The 18570-nt window shown below is 45.6% G+C and carries 18 protein-coding genes and 1 other annotated feature; of the genes, 14 read left to right on the top strand and 4 right to left on the bottom strand.

All coding sequences use genetic code 11. From position 1 onward, the window contains the following. Positions 1-67 precede the first annotated feature (67 nt). From MHI48_RS13690 to MHI48_RS13710, 5 genes are all read left to right on the top strand, one after another. Positions 68-922, top strand: coding sequence for an ATP-binding cassette domain-containing protein (locus tag MHI48_RS13690; protein ID WP_405144328.1), 855 nt, complete (start codon positions 68-70; stop codon positions 920-922). Beyond that, the gene (locus tag MHI48_RS13695; protein ID WP_405144330.1) at positions 907-2670 is read left to right on the top strand and encodes an ATP-binding cassette domain-containing protein; all 1764 of its coding nucleotides are present in this window, start codon (positions 907-909) and stop codon (positions 2668-2670) included. Before MHI48_RS13690 ends, MHI48_RS13695 begins: the two co-directional genes overlap by 16 nt. A gap of 159 nt (positions 2671-2829) precedes the next feature. Continuing rightward, positions 2830-3129, top strand: a complete 300-nt coding sequence (locus tag MHI48_RS13700; RefSeq protein WP_036670723.1) for a hypothetical protein — start codon at positions 2830-2832, stop codon at positions 3127-3129. A 166-nt stretch (positions 3130-3295) separates the two neighbouring features. After that, positions 3296-3871, top strand: coding sequence for a GNAT family N-acetyltransferase (locus MHI48_RS13705; RefSeq protein ID WP_036670724.1), 576 nt, complete (start codon positions 3296-3298; stop codon positions 3869-3871). A gap of 44 nt (positions 3872-3915) precedes the next feature. Further along, positions 3916-4497 (top strand): GNAT family N-acetyltransferase, encoded by a 582-nt coding sequence (locus tag MHI48_RS13710; RefSeq protein ID WP_036670726.1) that lies wholly within the window; start codon positions 3916-3918, stop codon positions 4495-4497. A gap of 117 nt (positions 4498-4614) precedes the next feature. Here MHI48_RS13710 and MHI48_RS13715 read toward each other — a convergent pair whose 3' ends face one another. Continuing rightward, entirely contained in the window at positions 4615-4974 is a 360-nt protein-coding gene (locus tag MHI48_RS13715) for a MerR family transcriptional regulator (RefSeq protein WP_036670727.1), read from the bottom strand. Between the two features lie 102 nt (positions 4975-5076). Between MHI48_RS13715 and MHI48_RS13720 the strand changes: the two genes are divergently transcribed. After that, positions 5077-5787, top strand: a complete 711-nt coding sequence (locus MHI48_RS13720; protein WP_036670728.1) for an SDR family NAD(P)-dependent oxidoreductase — start codon at positions 5077-5079, stop codon at positions 5785-5787. Positions 5788-6045: 258 nt separating this feature from the next. Beyond that, positions 6046-6516, top strand: coding sequence for a GNAT family N-acetyltransferase (locus MHI48_RS13725; protein WP_036670729.1), 471 nt, complete (start codon positions 6046-6048; stop codon positions 6514-6516). Between the two features lie 288 nt (positions 6517-6804). Here the strand turns inward: MHI48_RS13725 and MHI48_RS13730 are convergent, their stop codons facing one another. Together MHI48_RS13730 and MHI48_RS13735 are read right to left on the bottom strand one after the other, a co-directional pair. Beyond that, on the bottom strand, positions 6805-8322 hold the full coding sequence (locus MHI48_RS13730) for a cell wall metabolism sensor histidine kinase WalK (RefSeq protein ID WP_051449721.1): 1518 nt from the start codon (positions 8320-8322) through the stop codon (positions 6805-6807). Further along, a complete protein-coding gene (locus MHI48_RS13735; protein ID WP_036670730.1) occupies positions 8322-9005 on the bottom strand; it encodes a response regulator transcription factor in 684 nt (227 codons plus the stop codon). The genes MHI48_RS13730 and MHI48_RS13735 overlap by 1 nt, the downstream gene beginning before the upstream one ends. 204 nt (positions 9006-9209) lie before the next feature. On the opposite strand from MHI48_RS13735, the gene MHI48_RS13740 reads away from it, so the two are divergent. From MHI48_RS13740 to asd, 6 genes are all read left to right on the top strand, one after another. Next, a complete protein-coding gene (locus tag MHI48_RS13740) occupies positions 9210-11402 on the top strand; it encodes a glycosyltransferase family 39 protein (protein ID WP_084650164.1) in 2193 nt (730 codons plus the stop codon). A gap of 241 nt (positions 11403-11643) precedes the next feature. Continuing rightward, the gene (locus MHI48_RS13745) at positions 11644-12630 is read left to right on the top strand and encodes a glycosyltransferase family 2 protein (RefSeq protein WP_036670731.1); all 987 of its coding nucleotides are present in this window, start codon (positions 11644-11646) and stop codon (positions 12628-12630) included. Continuing rightward, positions 12623-13015, top strand: a complete 393-nt coding sequence (locus tag MHI48_RS13750; protein ID WP_036670733.1) for a GtrA family protein — start codon at positions 12623-12625, stop codon at positions 13013-13015. Before MHI48_RS13745 ends, MHI48_RS13750 begins: the two co-directional genes overlap by 8 nt. 57 nt (positions 13016-13072) lie before the next feature. Further along, on the top strand, positions 13073-13945 hold the full coding sequence (galU, locus tag MHI48_RS13755) for a UTP--glucose-1-phosphate uridylyltransferase GalU (RefSeq protein WP_036670734.1): 873 nt from the start codon (positions 13073-13075) through the stop codon (positions 13943-13945). A 149-nt stretch (positions 13946-14094) separates the two neighbouring features. Next, the gene (locus MHI48_RS13760) at positions 14095-14940 is read left to right on the top strand and encodes a class I SAM-dependent methyltransferase (RefSeq protein ID WP_036670735.1); all 846 of its coding nucleotides are present in this window, start codon (positions 14095-14097) and stop codon (positions 14938-14940) included. Positions 14941-15130: 190 nt separating this feature from the next. Next, positions 15131-15408: a binding site (T-box leader), on the top strand. Between the two features lie 172 nt (positions 15409-15580). After that, positions 15581-16666: an aspartate-semialdehyde dehydrogenase gene (asd, locus tag MHI48_RS13765; RefSeq protein ID WP_017688716.1), complete on the top strand. Its 1086-nt coding sequence runs from the start codon at positions 15581-15583 to the stop codon at positions 16664-16666. Positions 16667-16944: 278 nt separating this feature from the next. Here asd and MHI48_RS13770 read toward each other — a convergent pair whose 3' ends face one another. After that, positions 16945-17442, bottom strand: a complete 498-nt coding sequence (locus MHI48_RS13770; protein ID WP_036670737.1) for a MerR family transcriptional regulator — start codon at positions 17440-17442, stop codon at positions 16945-16947. Between the two features lie 172 nt (positions 17443-17614). On the opposite strand from MHI48_RS13770, the gene MHI48_RS13775 reads away from it, so the two are divergent. After that, positions 17615-18466, top strand: coding sequence for an aldo/keto reductase (locus tag MHI48_RS13775; RefSeq protein WP_017688714.1), 852 nt, complete (start codon positions 17615-17617; stop codon positions 18464-18466). The last annotated feature ends 104 nt before the right edge of the window (positions 18467-18570 follow it).

Below are 18570 nucleotides of genomic sequence, written 5' to 3' on the forward strand. Positions count from 1 at the left end.
TATATAAATGTGGTTGACGATTAGGATCGTACCACATAACAATAGAAAGGGAAAGGACTAATTTACGATGCAAGGCAACCTGCCTATAATTACATTAGAAGATGTTCGAGTGCATTATGCTTCCGAAGGTAGTCAGGTGAGAAAAGCACTGGATGGGGTCTCACTTACGCTGCACCAAGGAGAATGGATTAGTATTGTAGGGGCGAATGGCAGTGGAAAAAGCACACTCGCTGGACTACTGATTGGATTCATTCCACTATCTGGAGGGGTACGGGATATCTCGGATGAACTTACCGTTCGGGGTGTACTGCAGCAACCGGATGCACAGGTACTTGGCGATACGATTGAAGAGGAGTTTCATTTTGCGCTGTCACCATTGATGGAATCTGTAGAAGAGCAATTGGAGCACAGGCAAGATGCATTACATACCGTAGGACTTCAATATCCCCCGGAGAAGGCGGTCTCACAATTATCCGGGGGACAGAAACAACTGCTTAATATTGCTGTAGCGCTCGCAGCCAAACCGGATATATTGATTCTGGATGAGCCAACAGCCATGCTTGATCCAGGAGCAAGAGACCGTATCGAGGCCATCGTTCAGAAGATTACCCAGCGGGGGACAACGGTGATCTGGATTACACACCATCTGGAGGAAGCAACCCTGTGTGATCGAATCATTGCTATGGAGAGGGGACGTTGTGTGTACAACGGGGCGCCTGAGTCCTTTTTCTATGAAACAGATTTGAATGAGAAGGCTACTTGGGAAAATGTACAGCTATCTCCCTGTGAACGGTTAGGATTGGACCCTCCTTTTACTGTAAAAACTGCGTTATTGCTCAAGCAAAAAGGTATGATGCCAGAAGCCATGCCACTGCGACCTGAGCAACTGGCCAAGGAGGTCGCACGTTGGAGATCGAATTAACGAATATACGTATAGAAGCATCGGCATCGGGCAAACGTGCACTGCTTGAAGATGTGAGTGTACAGTTGAACAGTGGGGAAATCACCTTGCTGCTGGGCTGTACGGGTTCAGGAAAAACGACTTTACTACAGACGTTGGCTGGTCTGAGACCGCCCGATGCAGGAAGTATCACATTGGATGGCACTCCTTTCTGGAAAGAAGGAAAAGTGCCGCAGTCGATTTTATTGCAAATGGGACTATTGTTTCAATTTCCGGAACAACAACTGTTTGCCCGAAGTATTCAGCGTGAATTCACATATTCTCTGCATCCCTATCGACTTTCAGAGAAACAGCAACAAGAGCAGATCACAAAAGCACTGAAGCAATGGGACCCGCCAGTAACCTCGGAGTTGGAACGACGTTTTCATCTGGACAGGTCGCCATTTGCTCTAAGTGGGGGAGAGAAGCGCAGGCTTGGACTTGCTCTCGGAAGTGTGACCAATCCACACTGGCTTCTGTTGGATGAGCCGAGCGCAGGGTTGGAAGCGCAAAGTGTCGGGCTTTTGCTGGATGTATTGGAGCAACATCGTCTGGCAGGTGGTGGGGGCGTGGTAGCAACCCATGATCTGGATACATTTTTGCCCTGTGCGGATCGAGTACTGTTGTTGCAGGAAGGCCGTCTAATCGCTGATCTTACGCCGAGAGAACTTCACAAAAGACCTGAACTGCTGGAGCAAACAGGGATTGGACTGCCACCATCGATGAGACTGGCACAGCTGTTAAGAGAAGCGGGTATTGAGCTGCCTTTGACCGCGATGACGCCAGAGGAGATGGCTGAAAGTATTGTTCAGTCCACGTCAGTTGAGGTGGGGATTCAGAACGGATCGAAAGAAGCATCAGCGACGGTAACGATGGAAGTCAAGAGCGATGTACTGAAGTATGAAAAAGAAGCACGGATGCTGTCGTCCATTAAAATTGAGGATGATTCAAAGCTTCTTCCGAACACATTGACTCATTCAGGCGGATTATATGGCGTTATGGACCCGCGTCTGAAATGGATTTTGTATATTTTGCTGGTCACCGCAGCTATGCTTCAACAGCGATGGCTGGGATTGACGTTAACACTGGTGCCGGTAGTAGCAGCACTTGCCGTGCTCCCGCGTCAGACTTTGGCTGGATGTATGAAGTTAATGAAGCCATTATTATTCTTTTTCATCATATCAACGGCGTTATCTGGGACAACTCTTTCAACAGAGGGAGGAGGTCTGCACTTTGGCTTTACCCTGATGCAGGCGGAGGGCACTTTGCTGAATGTTTATCGTTTGTTTATCGTCACATTGGCAAGCCTTTGGTTTTCGTTGACGACACCTTATGGGCGAATGGTAGAAGGGCTGAACTGGGTACTCGGTATCGGTAAAAAGATCAGGTTGCCCGTAGCTTCGTTTGCTCTAGCTGTAGCGTTAATCTTTCGATTTATCCCGATGATCTGGAGTGAGTGGCAGCGATTCTCACTGATCGTGCGGGCACGTGGAAAGGCGGCTTTAAGACCAAATACCGTTCGAATTCGTGACCTGGGTCCAATGGTGATTCCCTTGTTAATGGCACTGTTCCAACGTGCAGAGGATATGACCATTGCGATGGAAATGCGTAAAGTTAGAGAGCACTCTACGCTCGGAGGACGTTCATCATTATTGGTATGGTCCAAACGTGATACCTGGATTAGCATGGCTGGCCTCATTGTTTTTGTACTTTTAATATGGATTCGCTAATTGTGATGGTGATAATGATCGTGATGGATCCGGTAATGAATAAGACGATGGATTAGAACAATAAACGCAGTGTTTTCCAAAGATCATGCATAAATGCGTTTGTCCTCGCTCACAATAAGTGGACGTTGGTCATCTGAATTGGATCAGGAGGGATAAACGATGAAAGATAAGTTTTTGCGTGAAGAACGGCAAGAATATACCGATGTGTCTACGGTGGAGTCGCAGCGAAACGATATCACACTCGAAGAATTCCCGGAGGGCCCTTACGGTTCATCTTTACTATCCGAGTCTCTTGGGAAAAGTTCTCCGTGGCGGGTGGACCAGCGGTCTGCACATCGTTTTGATTATGAAAATCATGAGCTTCACGAGGGAGACGTACGGGATTATCCAGGTCAGGATGTTTTTGACGAAACGGTTCCGGACAACTTATCCAAGCCTCAATATACGGAAGAATCGTAATGAGATTTTGATATAAAATAGAGCGTAGCCTCCAACAGGTTTTTCCTGTTCGGGGGTTATTTTCGTTGTGTTTAATGAAAACAAATCTCCTCCAATTCCACAATATGGGTTATTATATTTGTAACTCGAAGTAAAAATTTGGTTGAATATGCGGGGGGGACTTGGAATGAGAGAGATCGATTATAGTCAGTATTTCTGGCAGGATGATAAGATCAGACTACGTGCTTTGCGTGAAGAAGATTGGGAGGATCATTATTATAACCGCTTTGATACACCTGCCCGTCGGTTATTGGAGTGTGCAGTAGAGTTGCCGCCAACCCATGTTGAAGCGAAGAGTTTCACGGAAAACTTCTCTGATTTTTCTTTAACCAAAGGAAGGATCATGTTTACAATTGTAAATATGGATGGTGAAAATGTCGGAGGTGTGAATCTGAACAGCATTGATGAAAGGAACGGTACCTTTAGCATTGGCATTCAAATTGACAGGGATCATCGAGGAAAAGGATACGGGACCAGAGCCGTTCGAATCTTGTTGAAGTATGCCTTCTTCGAGCGCAGGCTCAACAAATTTAATGATTATGTACTCCAAGGAAATGAACCTTCCGCAGCGATGATGAGAAAACTTGGATGTGTTCAGGAAGGTGTGCGTCGCCAAGTGATCTATACGGATGGAAAATACCAGGATCTGATCCTCTTTGGATTAACCAAAGATGAGTTTATAGAAAAAGATGGCCTTGTTTGAAGTAAAGCTAATAAGCTGAAATTAAGTGTGTAGTAGGAGGAATTATGAAGCAACTCATACAAACTGATGAATTAATCATCGATTGCAAGGATATTTATTTGCGTGAGTATAGAACTGAGGATTTGGAAAAACTGCAAGAAATTACGTGGCAACCTGAGGTGTATGAATTCCTACCGGGATGGAACGCTACAATTGAAGAGAGGACCCTGTGGCTGACTGAATATGAAATCCCTGAGAATCAGCGTTTTAAACAAGCAGTGATGGCGGGAGGGGATATTGGAGAGTTATGTTTACGTATGGCTATCGTACTCAAAGAAAATGATGAGTTCATAGGATGGTGCTGCTCAGGCATTAAGGACGAACTGCCAGCACCCAATCGGGAGATTATGTACGGTATTTCGAAACACTTCAGAAATCGTGGTTACACCACGCAGGCGCTCAAAGGAATGACGGAGTATTTGTTTGAACATACAAACGTGGAAGTGTTAAATGCCATCGCTTTGACTACCAATCCAGCATCTAATAAGGTGATACAGAAATGTAATTTTGAACGGGTCAGCTCGATCGAGATCGAGGATGAAAAGTATAACCATTACCGCCTGCGTAAGGGCGAAGATCATTTTTGATTGAACTTTTAACCTCATTGTAATTCGCTATAAGTTTCAACATTTCAGATCAGGTTAGACAGTTAATGCTGGCTGCCTGATTTTTTCTGTCATTTAGTTTATAGGACAAGGTTTCTGTTAATAATTTTCCCCTCGATAATAGCGCTCCAGTTTGTTATCCAAATGAACAAGCTGCGCTTTTTTCTCCTCAATATCATTCAGCAACTTTTGCTTTTGATCCTCAATCAGCTTGGTTCTTTCCTTCAAAGTGGAGGTTCCTTCATTGACCTGATCATAATACTTTTTGATGTCTTCCACACTCATCCCGGTTTCGCGAAGGCATTTGATAAAAACCAGCCAGTTCAGATCATCCTCCAAATAAAGACGGTTATTCTGATCATTTCGTGCAGCAGGTTTCAGCAGTCCCTTTCTTTCATAAAAGCGGATCGCTCCAATGGAGATTTCAACTTTTTTTGCTACTTCTCCAATCGTTAACATGTTAATCCCCCTTTTTATAAAAATAATTTGACCTACACTAAGTGTAGCATAGTAACTTATACATTGTTAAATATAAATCAAATTATGGAAAGAAGGATTCGCATGAAAAAGACTGTCTTTGTAACCGGAGCGAATAAAGGAATTGGATATGAAATCGTAAAACAGTTGGGTGAAGCAGGTTGGAAAGTTATCCTCGGCGCACGTAGTGTTGAACGGGTTGAAAGAGCTGTTTCAGAATTAACTTCCAAGGGGTTAGATGTAGAATTTGTACAGATCGACATGTGCGACTTGAAGAGCATTGAGCAGGCAGCCGATACGATTCACAAGAGTTATCCTGCAATAAATCTTCTGATCAATAACGCGGGTATGCCGGGTGCTTTCTCTCATTCCTTTACGGATACAAAAGAGGAGGATCTACGGAACGCCTTTGAAGTGAACTTTTTCGGCACCTTCCGTTTGAATCAGCGGTTGTTCCCATTAATCAAAGATAATGAAGGCACAATCATTAATGTATCAACTGACATGGCTTCTCTGGACCATATGCAAAATGCGGAATTTACTTTAAATGCCTTCGACTATAATTCATCCAAAACGGCCAACAGTGCCATGACACTTTCGATGGCTTATGAAGTGAAAAACAGCAGGGCGCAAGTCTTTGCAGTAACGCCCGGATTCACATCAACAGATCTTAATGGCAATGCCGAAGGTGGTAAATCAAAAGAAGCCGGCGCTGCGATTATCGTGGGTTATGCGACGGATGGTAAACGCCATAACGGAGAATTCCTAGATGAAAATGGCGTATACCCTTGGTAATCCAACGTTCGTACTGGATGATCTTGTTCCCCGGATGATAGCGGAAAGTTAGATGAAGTATTGGCGTGGTTCCGTTACTTAGATATCAAGGAATATGAGAATACAACGTCGAATAAAAAAATGATAGTTTATCTTGTTTGTATGCTGTAAATGAAACAAACACCAAACGTAGACGAACATCTTTTTTGTACTAAGTTAACAGAGCATGTACTATAAATCCTGTCTCTAACAAGCGTATCAATCGGAGGTATATATTTAATGGAGGTTTCACTATATAAAGCAGATTTAAAAGATGCAGTGACTATTCATGAAATGAAAGTCAAAGCATTTATGCCCTTATTGGAAAAATATCAGGATTTTGCAACAAGCCCCGCCAATGAAACCGTAGAAAGAATTATTACTCAAATCAATCAATCTTTCACAGATTATTTCATAATTCATCATTTTGAGGTTGCTGTTGGTGGAATCAGAGTAGTGAAAAAAGATAATCATATCTATAGTATTAGCCCAATTTTTATACTGCCAGAACATCAAGGAAAAGGAATTGCTCAAAAAGTCTTTACAATGGTTGAGCAGATATATGATGATGCAAAGTCATGGAAATTAGGTACCATCTTACAAGAGAAAGGGAACTGTTATTTGTATGAAAAGATAGGCTACAAAAAAACGGGTGCAACAAAAGCAATTAACGACAAAATGACAATGGTATTTTATGAAAAGCATATATAAGCTTCAAATCCTTGAATAAGACGTCTCAGATTCGTTAGCCTGAAAGCGCGAAAGGCTGAAACCAACTGGGTTACTACTCTATACTCTATTAATCAGATACAAAAAGAATCCCCCTTTCATTCCTCAACCGAAATGAGTGGGGGATTCGTCATGCAATGAGAAAGCCGAAATTAAAATAGAAGAAAAGCATCGTTTGGAGAGTTTGACTAGAGCATGAGTAATGATCAAGTAGATCTTACGTAGAGCTGCTTATAGCCAAATTATACCTACTTGCAGCCGACGCTCTATTTAGACATCTGCCTTATACAGCGGGATCAAAATCATAAATTCAGTTCCTGAGCCTACCTGACTTCGTACAGTAATTTTCCCACCATACGACTCCACAATCGAGCGGGTAATGGCTAGACCGAGGCCTGCGCCACCTTGTTTGCGCGAACGAGAACTGCTTGTGCGGTAAAATCGCTCAAAGATATGGGGCAGATGTTCAGGTTCAATGCCTGTGCCGTTATCTTTTACTGACAATTCAGCCTTATGGTGCGTGGCATACAACGTTATGGAGATGGCTCCATGCTCTGGATCGGTGTGCTGCACCGCATTATGGAACAGATTCAACACCACCTGTTTCACCTTGTAAGCGTCAGCCAGTACATATACTTCAGCCGTCAAATCGAGATGAATGGATCTTTGCTGAGCCATCATGGCAAGTTGTGGCTGCATTTCAAGCAGCAGACTGTCCAGCTGAATGACCTCCCGCTCCTGCTTTGGAGCCTGATCGAGCTTGGTTAGTAACAGCAAATCTTCAACCAGCTTGTTAATTCGTACGGATTCACCGTGCATGCTGTCCAGCGCTTTATACAATTGATCTTGATTGGTCGCTGCACCCCGCTGTAGAACTTCAATGAAACCGTGAATGGAGGTGAGCGGGGTACGAAGCTCATGAGAAGCATCAGACAAGAAACGCTGCATCTGCTCTTTCGATTCCCGCTCCGCTTCGAACGAGTTCTCCAGCCTTTCAAGCATGCCATTGAATGAAACTGCAAGCTGATCCACTTCCTCTTGTCCCTGAACGACGGGAAGCCGTTCTGCGAGGCTGCCTGCGTCGATCTGCTGTACTTTATTCACCATGTTGGACAGGGGAACCAGCGTCCGGCGTAATACCTTGGTGTATAGAATCAGACCGGCTACCATGGCCAACAGCGATAACATGATGAAGATCAGGAGCTGTTTAATAATCAAGTCTCTCAGTGGCTTTGTAGCCGTGCCCATCTGCACCATTGGTAAACCACGATTGCGTGGACCGGGTGAAGCAAATACAATCAATTGCTCATTCCCTTGGCTATCCGTGACGATCCGATAGGGAATGTGTTTTTGTTCTTTCAACTCATCTGTAATGTCCTGATATTCAACGGTTGATAGTTGAGGGGCTTTCAGACCGTCTTCCCCAAAAACATCCTCGAACGTACCTTGGTTATCAAACAGGGCTAGTGAACGGTCAGGAATAAACAACACCCGATTACCAGACCCGTTTCCTACCTGTCCACCAAAAGGATTGTTGGAAGAGCCGTTACGTGACTGGATACCGAGCCAAACCGGGGGCATGGACATGAGCTGTTCTTCCATGGTTTTTGCCTGATTCCGGTAGAGAAAGCTTTCCATGATCCAGAATTGCAGAATACCGATTAACAATAACAGCCCAGCAAGCACGAACAGAGAACGTGAGAGCAATTGAGAACGTAATGAACGAGGCCATATCCAGTGGTGGAGACGTCTTATACGAAGTTTATTTTTCTTAGGCAGCGAGTTCATCAGAGATCCACCCTGTACCCGACACCCCGAAGCGTACGAATGAGTTTATGCTCTTTATCCCCGAGTTTGTCGCGCAAGGAACGAACGTAAACCTCCACAATATTTTCTTCCCCGCCAAAATCATACCCCCAAACCCGGCTCAGAATGGTCGCTTTGCTAAGTACAATTCCATGATTAAGCACAATAAATTTTAACAGTTCGTATTCGGTAGGAGATAACTCCAAGACCTGATTCTGATAGGTGATTTCTTTGCGCTGATCATCAATTCGGAAGGGACCGTGTGTGACGGCTCCTATTAATAAAGGAAATTGATTCCGCAGTCTGGCCTGAATCCGGGCGAGCAGCTCATCAAAGGCAAAGGGTTTGATCATGTAATCATCAGCACCTAGCCAAAGGCCCTTAACCCGATTCTCGACTTCGTCCTTCGCTGTCAGCATAATTACGCCAACCTCGGCACCGGTCTTACGTAGACGCTCGACCACTTCGAATCCATCCATCTCTGGCATCATGACATCCAGAATAGCCATATGTGGCTTGAATTCAAGCGCCAACTCAAGCGCAGCGGCTCCATCGGGTGCGGTGCGCACATCAAAGCCCTCATTGCTTAATCCAAGCTCTAGAAATTGTAAAATATGTGGTTCATCATCAGCCAATAGTATTTTAATTCCGCTGCTAAGCTTCATAATGTGCTTTCTCTCCTTGCCCGTTTCATCTAGACTTCTCCCTCACTTCGGAGGGACTGTATGTAGTATTATCGCTTGCCAAACTGAAATTTAGCTGAAAGGATTGTGAATTATCCTCAGACAACATTCAGCGGGCACTCATCCCAGCTTTATTTTGGCATGTCACAATACTAGACATGAAGAACTTTGAAGGAGTGATTAACATTGAATAACATCAAAAGAAGGATGGATCTTGTCCTTCTGCCGATTGTATTACTGGCGGCATTTCTGAATGGGTACGGCATCTGGAACGATCAATATGCCAATTCCTATTATACGACTGCCGTTGGGAGTATGCTCAGCAACTTCCATAACTTTTTCTATGCTTCACTCGACTCGGCAGGCTCGGTCACTGTAGATAAACCACCTGTTGTCTTCTGGATCCAGACGGCCTTTGCCTATGTCTTCGGATTGCACGGATGGAGCGTTATTTTGCCGCAGGTATTAGCGGGAATCGGTTCGGTGCTCCTGATCTATTTCATGGTGAAACCTACATATGGTCTTGCAGCAGCACGAATCTCGGCACTTGTGCTGGCGACTGTGCCTGTCGTGGCGGCAGTCAGCCGGACCAACAATATTGACAGCATGTTGGTGTTTACACTACTGCTGGGTTCATGGTTTTTGTTCAAAGGTAGCAAACAAGGCAGTACTTGGCGCATTCTGGTTGCTTTTGGGTTAATAGGCGTAGCCTTTAATATGAAAATGCTTCAAGCCTACATGATTCTCCCGGCTTTTTACTTGTTCTATCTGCTCGCATTTCAGGCGAAATGGAGAAGGAAGATCATCCTGCTGATCGGCAGCACGGCGGTTCTGGCGGTCGTTTCTTTATCCTGGGCGGTCACAGTGGATTCTATCCCCGAAGACGAGCGGCCTTATATCGGCAGCAGTGAGACAAACTCAGTCATGGAACTCGCCTTTGGATACAATGGACTGGCTCGCCTAACGGGTCAGCAGAATACTGCAGGTAACGCAGGTATGCCAAATGGTATGGGACAGGGAAATAATCGTGGCAATCGAGGAGACTTGTCTTCAGGTCCTAATCAGACAGACAGTGGTGTTCCTGGCGCTGGGCAAGATGTCAATGCACCGGATAACGATAATATGAATGGTTCGAACGGCTTGAACGCCATGGGTGGCATGAATGGTTCGAATGGCAATTTCCCGAACAGGCAGATGCCAAATGATATGGAAATGCCAAACGGAAGAGATTTCGGCGGAGGCATGGGCGGAATGTTTGGTACGGGGGAGAAAGGTCCTCTGCGTCTGTTCCAGACTGAACTGTCAGGCCAAGCTAGCTGGCTTCTGCCAGTTGTGCTGCTTGGATGCATTGCCATATTTGCAGGATTAAGACGGAGAAATATAACCAACAAGCACAAGGAAGCCTTGTTCTGGCTGACCTGGCTGCTTCCCGTTGCTGCCTTTTTCAGTGTAGCAGGTTTCTTCCATCAGTATTATCTGATTATGCTTGCACCTCCAATTGCGGCGCTGACTGGCGCAGGATTTGTAGCGATGTGGAAATCATATCGTGATCGCAATGGCTGGCAGGCATGGTTGCTTCCGGTGTCCGTGCTGCTGACGACCCTGTTTGGCTGGTATATCATGCAGGCGTATAACGATACGATTGGTGCAGGCTGGTCCATTAGTGAATTGATCGCAGGCATTCTGGTCACGGTCATCCTTGTCGGTATGCTTCATCGCACACATCGATGGAAACAGGGCTTTATTATCGCAGGATTCATGGCGATGCTGATCGGTCCAATCTACTGGGCATTCACCCCAATTACTTATGGTGGCAACAGCATGATTCCGGCAGCAGGACCTACTGGCTCCAATGGTATGTTTGGTGGAGCAGGAATGAGCATGCCGATGGGTAAGGGTGCAGGAGACACAGAAATGCCTGCAATTGGTGGCCGTGGCGGAATGGGTAATCGTAACGAAGAAGTGGATACAGCTACACTGAATTATCTGAAAGAGCACAATACAGGCGAAACGTATCTCTTCGCCACTACGGACTATAATCAGGCAGCACCTTATATCATCGATGAAAGAGCAGGGGTCATTACACTTGGAGGTTTCTCCGGCTCAGACCCGGTGTACACAACAGAGGAACTTGAGCAACTTGTCAAGAGCGGGCAAGTGAAATACTTCATGGTTGGTGGCATGGGTGGACGTGGAGGGAACTCGGATATTAGCGATTGGATCAAGGAACACGGAACCGAGATTCCAACGTCAGAATGGAAGACAGGTACCGACAGCGGATCCATGGATAACGGTGACACGGAGAATGAAGCTGGACTTGGATTTGGATTCGGGTTCGGATTTGGCGGACAGACCACCTTGTACGAAGTGAAATTGTAGCTATATAAATTGAACTTATCATTTACACGATAACGGAGAGGACAGAAAAAACCTGAAAAAGCGAAGCGTTCGCCTTTATCTCCGGATTTTCCCTTAGGAAAAGGGAATCAAAAAAATCTGGGGATAACAGCGATTGGAAGGTTGGTCTGTCATCGAAGTGTACAGTGTAAATATTCTTTAGTTCAATTTGTATAGAATAAAAATCTCGAACGAAGTCCATTGGAAAAGGGAGGGGACAAACATGGCTCACGCGTACCGATACAGCATTATTATTCCCATGTATAACGAAGAAGCGGTGATCGAGGAGACTTATCGGCGTCTGAAGAAGGTCATGGGCAGCACAGGAGAGAGTTATGAACTGTTGTTTGTTAATGATGGCAGCGTGGATCGAAGTGCACAGATGATCCGTGATTACGCCCGTTGGGACGAGAGTGTGAAGCTGATAGATTTTGCCCGTAACTTCGGACATCAAATTGCGATAACAGCTGGTATGGATTATGCAGTGGGGGATGCGGTGGTTATTATTGATGCGGATCTGCAGGACCCTCCCGAACTGATACTGGATATGATCGCCAAATGGAAAGAGGGCTATGAAGTCATATATGCCCGTCGCACCAGACGAAGTGGGGAAACTCGCTTTAAGAAATGGTCGGCGAGTCTGTTCTATCGTGTACTTCGTGCTTCAACGGATACGGATATCCCGGTAGACACCGGAGATTTTCGCCTGATTGACCGCAAAGTATGTGATGAGATGAAACGTCTTCCGGAGAAAAACCGATTTGTGCGGGGGTTGGTCAGTTGGGTCGGATTTCGTCAGACTGCGATTGAATATGAACGTGATGAACGTCTGGCAGGTGAAACAAAATATCCGCTGAAACGCATGTTGAAACTAAGCCTGGACGGCATTACTTCATTTTCGTATAAACCGCTCAAGCTCGCAGGTTATGTAGGTGCGATCCTGTCGGTTGGTGGATTCATCTATATGTTAACGGTTATTATTTCGGCCATCTTTACGGATTCAACGATTAAGGGATGGCCATCCATTGTGAGTATCATGCTGATCTTTAACGGATTCATCCTGATCATGCTGGGCATTCTGGGCGAGTACGTGGGCCGCATCTATGATGAGACCAAGGCGCGTCCGCTATACATTGTGAGAGATGTGGTGCAGGCCGAGGGCCAGCAAGCAAAATCCCAATTGACAGTCCGAGTTGCTCATCATGACTAAGCGTCTGGTGACACTCTTCAAGTTCGGTATTGTGGGTGTTGCAAATACGACAGTGGATGCGGTGGTGTTTGCTTTACTTGCGGTGGTCGGTGTACCGGTTCTGATGGCTCAAGTAATCTCGTACAGCTGCGGTGTTGCGAACAGTTATTGGCTGAACGGCAGGTGGACTTTTCGAGATACGGCACGAGGAGGTGGCGATAGAGCGAAACTTATTCGTTTTCTAATCACTAATCTTATCGTTCTCGCGTTATCCGCTCTCATACTGATGACTTTGCAAGATATGCTGGGTTGGAGTCTCGTGATGAGTAAAATCCTGGCGACCTTGATGGGGATGGTTCTGAACTATATGGCCAGCAGATATTGGGTGTTTCGTATCGCTACTTAGCTGCCCACAGCGTGCAATATTGGTTATAAGAAGCAAATGAAAGGAGTCTATTATGATATGCGAATTAAAAAAGCAGTTATTCCGGCAGCGGGTCTCGGAACCCGTTTCCTGCCAGCGACCAAAGCACAGCCTAAAGAGATGTTACCGATTGTAGACAAACCGGCTATCCAATACATTGTTGAAGAAGCAGTGCAATCAGGAATTGAGAATATCCTCATTGTGACTGGACGCAACAAAAAATCCATAGAGGACCATTTTGATAAATCGGTTGAACTTGAACACTCTTTATATGCCAAGGGCAAACAGTCTTTACTGGAAGAGGTGCAGGCCATCAGCGAGATGGCAAATATTCATTTTATTCGTCAAAAGGAACCACTGGGTCTGGGGCATGCCATTGGGTGTGCACGGCAATTTGTAGGGGATGATGCCTTCGCTGTACTGCTGGGAGATGACATAATGGTGTCTGATCCGCCTGCACTTGCACAGATGGTTCATCTCTACGAAAAGACAGGCAACCAGATCATTGGTGTTCGTCAGGTAGACGCGGCAAATGTGAGCAAATATGGCATCATTGATTCGAATGGTGCAGAGGACCGGGTTCACCGGGTCACCAATCTGGTCGAAAAACCTTCTCTTGCAGAAGCGCCATCCCGAACAGCCGTAATGGGACGATACATTCTGAAACCTTCCATCTTTCCTATTCTGGATCAGATCGAGAGAGGTGCTGGAGGGGAATATCAGTTAACGGATGCTTTGAAAGAAGTAAGTCAGGTGGAGGAACTGTTGGCCCTTGAACTGGAGGGGCGTCGCTACGATATAGGCGATCAATTCGGATATATTCAGGCGATCTTGGAGATCGGACTGATGCGCAAGGAATTACAGCCCATGCTGACACCCTATCTTCAGAAGCTTGCAACTCAGTGGGCATAGGAATTGATATGCAGCAGAGGTTTAGATCTGCTGTAGGACGGGTTCTCCTCCGTACCGTGGTTCTGTCATAGGCTCTAGTGTTGTACAATTATTCCAGTAAAGCTACAATTAGCAAGAAGTTCAAGTTGCTCTTTGAGGAGTGAGGAATCATGAATGAATCTATCATCAGGGACCTTATTAAGTATATGGACGTGGAGGACAACGCCGCCATTCAGTACATTCAGACCGAGCATCGGATGAAACTGGGACTCTTTTGGGGAATACCGGAAGGCAGCCGGGTTCTGGAAATCGGTTGTGGTCAGGGAGATACAACGGCCGTGCTTGCACATCTGGTGGGGGAGCACGGGTACGTTCATGGTGTAGATATTGCACCAGAGGATTATGGTGCACCGCTGACCGTAGGCGAAGCGGCAGCCAAGCTGCGGAGATCTCCACTGGGTGATCGAATTCGAATGGATTATGATTTCGACATTCTAAGTGATCAGGCTCAATTCGCCGAGAATGAGTTTGATGTTATCGTACTTTCCCATTGTTCTTGGTACTTGAAATCGTTTGCCGAACTCGCTGAGATTCTTAGCAAGGTTAGGACGTGGGGACATCAGTTATGTTTTGCAGAATGGGATGCCCGAGTTACAGATGTGAGCCAGCTCTCACATTGGTTATCCGTTCTGATTCAGTCCCAGGTCGAATGTTACAAGGAGAACAGCTTCTCCAATGTGCGCACGCTCTTTACACCGGAGGACATCCAAGAGCTTGTCTCTGCGGCAGGCTGGACGATTAAGGAAGAGAATTCGATCCATTCTCCCGAGCTGCAGGACGGTCGTTGGGAAACCGAAATGACACTGGCAGAAGCGCCTGTGGAACTGAAACTGCTTCCGATCCCGGACAAAGTAAAGACACTTCTTCTTTCCGAACTGAAACTACTTAGGACACATCATGCCACAAGGCCTGGGAGCCCACTGGGAACGTATGCGATGGTTGCCAAAAAGCAGTAAAGAAATAGCTATTTGTAGTATGTTATAATAAAAATGTCTATCGACGTACTTTTCACAGAAGACAGACCGTTTAGCTGAAGTTTTTCTTGCGATAATTGAATAGTTCAGCTCCGCTGGAAACATATAAATTCCATGATCTAAAAAAATGTGTTTACTTCATCACAGTAATTTTGATATTATAATCGCAATATCAAATGCGACGAAGAGACGAGTAGATAAAAATCATTCTTTCAAAGAGAGCTCCGGCAGCTGAAAAGGAGTAAAGAACTTTTTATTGAATAAAGACTCAGAGCAGCACATCGGAACTTAATGTTTAGGGGATGGTGTGACAGGAGCTCCTGTTACAGAGCTAGAGTATGAACGGTCTACAGCTTTCAACATGGTTGTAAACCTTTACTTGAAGAGGCGGATATGGTGACATATTGGCGAATCTGGGTGGTACCACGAGAGTTCAATCTCGTCCCTGAGACTATTGTCTTGGGGATGGGATTTTTTGGTTTTTCCGGGCTGTGACTACACGCTTTGGAATTGCCTGAATAGTGTTAATTAGGAAGTCAATTTCATAATACGTTGTTTTTAGTGAGTTATGAAATTGATTTGAAGAGAAGAATCACTTAAACCGAAAGGAAATGATGATTGAATGTCAGCAAAATTGAAAGTTGGTATCGTCGGAGGAACAGGAATGGTGGGTCAGCGTTTTGTGGACCTGCTCGATCAACATCCATGGTTTGAAGTAACAGCTATTTCTGCAAGCGCCAATTCGGCAGGTAAAACATATGAAGAATCCGTACAAGGCAGATGGAAACTCGCAGTTCCTATTCCGGAAGCTGTGAAGAAAATCGTTGTTCAGGATGCTTCCCAGGTTGAGGCTTTTGCCAGCCAGGTTGATTTTATTTTCTGCGCGGTTGATATGAAAAAGAATGAAATTCAAGCACTCGAAGAAGCTTATGCTAGAACAGGCACACCTGTCGTGTCCAACAACTCGGCTCACCGCTGGACAGCAGATGTTCCAATGGTAATCCCTGAGATTAACCCGGGACATCTGGACGTGATTGAAGCTCAACGCAAACGTCTGGGCACAAAAACCGGATTCATTGCTGTAAAGCCAAACTGCTCGATTCAGAGCTATGTGCCTGCACTGCACGCCTTGCGTGAGTTCAACCCGACTCAGGTCGTGGCTTCCACGTATCAAGCAATCTCCGGAGCAGGTAAAAACTTTACGGACTGGCCTGATATGCTTGATAATGTCATTCCATACATCGGTGGCGAAGAAGAGAAGAGTGAGCAGGAACCACTACGAATCTGGGGTAGCATCGAAAATAATGAGATCGTCAAAGCATCGGCTCCATTAATTACAACCCAATGTATTCGTGTACCGGTAACGGATGGACATCTGGCGACCGTGTTTGTAAACTTCGAGAAAAAACCAAGCAAAGACGAAATTCTGGAGCGTTGGTTGCAGTTCAAAGGCCGTCCACAAGAGCTGGCTCTGCCAAGCGCACCGAAACAATTCATTACGTATTTTGAAGAAGAAAACAGACCACAGACTAAACTTGATCGTGACATCGAACGCGGAATGGGTGTCTCCACAGGCCGACTGCGCGAAGATTCACTCTATGATTACAAATTCGTTGGATTGTCCCACAACACGCTCCGCGGAGCGGCAGGTGGCGCGGTTCTGATCGCAGAACTGCTTAAAGCTGAAGGATATATTCAACCGAAATAACCATAAAGGCATCATGAGCAACAGATTTCTGAACAGGATATTTCATGAAAAACCATCACTTGTTGATGGTTTTTTTGTATTGTGAACAGGGACCAGAAAATGGGCAGGAATAGATTAAAGAGATTCCAGTAGAGGGTTATAGTGGCGAAAAACGCCGACAATGTTGTCGGCGTTTTTTACTCAGGCTCATTTAGATATACATAATGTAAGAAATAGCCTATATGTTTAGAACATACGTGAGCTATATCATGTGAAGTTTAAGATACTATGCTAGTTTGCTACTTCATAGCAGCTGCTGGGCACTGAGCCGAAACCTCGGCTTCAGGAAGACTGCGACTTTTTAAACGGGATGCAGGACAACTCCCTTCTTCGTCACGCTTGGTTTCCCAATTGACCGGGTTGGTCATATCCGGGATGCGCTGCTCCAAAATGGCCTGATATTGACGTGCTTTCTCTTCCAAATGGGCTACGCGGCTCTTGGCCTCTTCAAGCTGAATCAGCGCCGCTTCCTTATACTCCATCATAAGTGCGAATCGCTGCGAAACGGTTGAATCACCTTCGAGGCAGAGATCGACGTATGTTTTAATATTTTCAATCGGTAAACCTGTCTGCTTGAGGCATTTGACGCCATTTAGCCAATTGATGGATTCTTCATCAAACACCCGAATATTATTTTTATTGCGTTGAATGCTCGGAACCAAGCCTTTATCCGTGTAAAAGCGAACAGCGTGCTCTGTGAGTCCCGTAAGCTGGGCAGCATCCTGGACAGTATACATATGTACTCCTCCTTCTAAAAAAATATTGGAGACCGCTTGACTTCGTGTAAGACGAAGGAGCTAGGGTTATTGTAACGCAAGTCGGCCGGAAGTGGAATCCTCGCTTTGTTGCTGAATTTCAGGAATACGTGACCACTTGCGATTCACAATTGGACCATAGGAGGAATTGAATATGCAAACTGTAACCTTGAACAATGGAGTGAAAATGCCGATTATTGGCTTTGGTGTCTACCAGGTTCCCGATGCTGATGAATGTGAGAACACTGTATATGAGGCGCTGAAGGCCGGTTACCGCCTAATTGATACCGCTGCCGGTTACCTAAACGAAGAAGCGGTTGGACGTGCAATTAAACGCAGTGGCATAGCGCGGGAAGAACTTTTCATCACGACAAAGCTTTGGATTCAGGATGCAGGATACGAAAGTGCCAAGCGGGCGTTTGCCAAATCGTTAAGTAAGCTGCAACTCGATTATCTGGATATGTACCTTATTCACATGCCGTTTGGTGATTACTACGGCGCATGGCGTGCGATGGAAGAATTATACCGTGAGGGCAAGATCAGGGCTATCGGTGTCAGTAACTTCCTACCTGACCGCCTGATGGACCTCATCGTCCACAACGAAGTTGTGCCTGTCATTAATCAGATCGAAACGCATCCGTTTCAACAGCAGGTCGACAGCGCTGTTTTCATGAAAGAACAGGGGATACAGCACCAGTCATGGTCCCCGTTCGCCGAAGGTCGCAACAATTTATTCAGCAACGAAGTCTTGGTTTCCATTGCCGAGAAACATAACAAATCCGTCGCCCAGGTTGTACTGCGCTGGCTTGTGCAGCGGGATGTTGTTGTTATTCCAAAATCAGTACGCAAAGAGCGGCTTATCGAGAACTTCGATATTTTCGACTTTGTACTAAGCCCGGAAGAGATTGCAACCATTTCCACACTGGATACCAAGGAAAGTCTATTCATGAAGATTGATAATCCTGAAGTTGCCAAGATGCTGGGCAATATGAAAGTGGATTTGTAGCCAAGAACTGATTGCTAGGTTTACGAAACGTAGCATTATCGTAGCACTTGTAGTAATAAAAGTAATCCAATGCAAAACGCCGACAATCATGTCGGCGTTTTTTA

Origin of the sequence: Paenibacillus sp. FSL H7-0942 (assembly GCF_045040715.1) — a bacterium.
GTDB classification, from domain to species: Bacteria; Bacillota; Bacilli; order Paenibacillales; family Paenibacillaceae; genus Paenibacillus; species Paenibacillus amylolyticus.

Excerpts from the sequence above, each read along its gene's own strand:
- MHI48_RS13760 (WP_036670735.1), top strand. The coding sequence starts at position 14,095 with ATGAATGAATCTATCATCAGGGACCTTATTAAGTATATGGACGTGGAG.
- asd (WP_017688716.1), top strand. The coding sequence starts at position 15,581 with ATGTCAGCAAAATTGAAAGTTGGTATCGTCGGAGGAACAGGAATGGTG.
- MHI48_RS13750 (WP_036670733.1), top strand. The coding sequence starts at position 12,623 with ATGACTAAGCGTCTGGTGACACTCTTCAAGTTCGGTATTGTGGGTGTT.
- MHI48_RS13735 (WP_036670730.1), bottom strand. The coding sequence starts at position 9,005 with ATGAAGCTTAGCAGCGGAATTAAAATACTATTGGCTGATGATGAACCA.
- MHI48_RS13700 (WP_036670723.1), top strand. The coding sequence starts at position 2,830 with ATGAAAGATAAGTTTTTGCGTGAAGAACGGCAAGAATATACCGATGTG.
- MHI48_RS13725 (WP_036670729.1), top strand. The coding sequence starts at position 6,046 with ATGGAGGTTTCACTATATAAAGCAGATTTAAAAGATGCAGTGACTATT.
- MHI48_RS13730 (WP_051449721.1), bottom strand. The coding sequence starts at position 8,322 with ATGAACTCGCTGCCTAAGAAAAATAAACTTCGTATAAGACGTCTCCAC.
- galU (WP_036670734.1), top strand. The coding sequence starts at position 13,073 with ATGCGAATTAAAAAAGCAGTTATTCCGGCAGCGGGTCTCGGAACCCGT.
- MHI48_RS13720 (WP_036670728.1), top strand. The coding sequence starts at position 5,077 with ATGAAAAAGACTGTCTTTGTAACCGGAGCGAATAAAGGAATTGGATAT.
- MHI48_RS13715 (WP_036670727.1), bottom strand. The coding sequence starts at position 4,974 with ATGTTAACGATTGGAGAAGTAGCAAAAAAAGTTGAAATCTCCATTGGA.
- MHI48_RS13770 (WP_036670737.1), bottom strand. The coding sequence starts at position 17,442 with ATGTATACTGTCCAGGATGCTGCCCAGCTTACGGGACTCACAGAGCAC.
- MHI48_RS13690 (WP_405144328.1), top strand. The coding sequence starts at position 68 with ATGCAAGGCAACCTGCCTATAATTACATTAGAAGATGTTCGAGTGCAT.
- MHI48_RS13775 (WP_017688714.1), top strand. The coding sequence starts at position 17,615 with ATGCAAACTGTAACCTTGAACAATGGAGTGAAAATGCCGATTATTGGC.
- MHI48_RS13705 (WP_036670724.1), top strand. The coding sequence starts at position 3,296 with ATGAGAGAGATCGATTATAGTCAGTATTTCTGGCAGGATGATAAGATC.
- MHI48_RS13745 (WP_036670731.1), top strand. The coding sequence starts at position 11,644 with ATGGCTCACGCGTACCGATACAGCATTATTATTCCCATGTATAACGAA.
- MHI48_RS13710 (WP_036670726.1), top strand. The coding sequence starts at position 3,916 with ATGAAGCAACTCATACAAACTGATGAATTAATCATCGATTGCAAGGAT.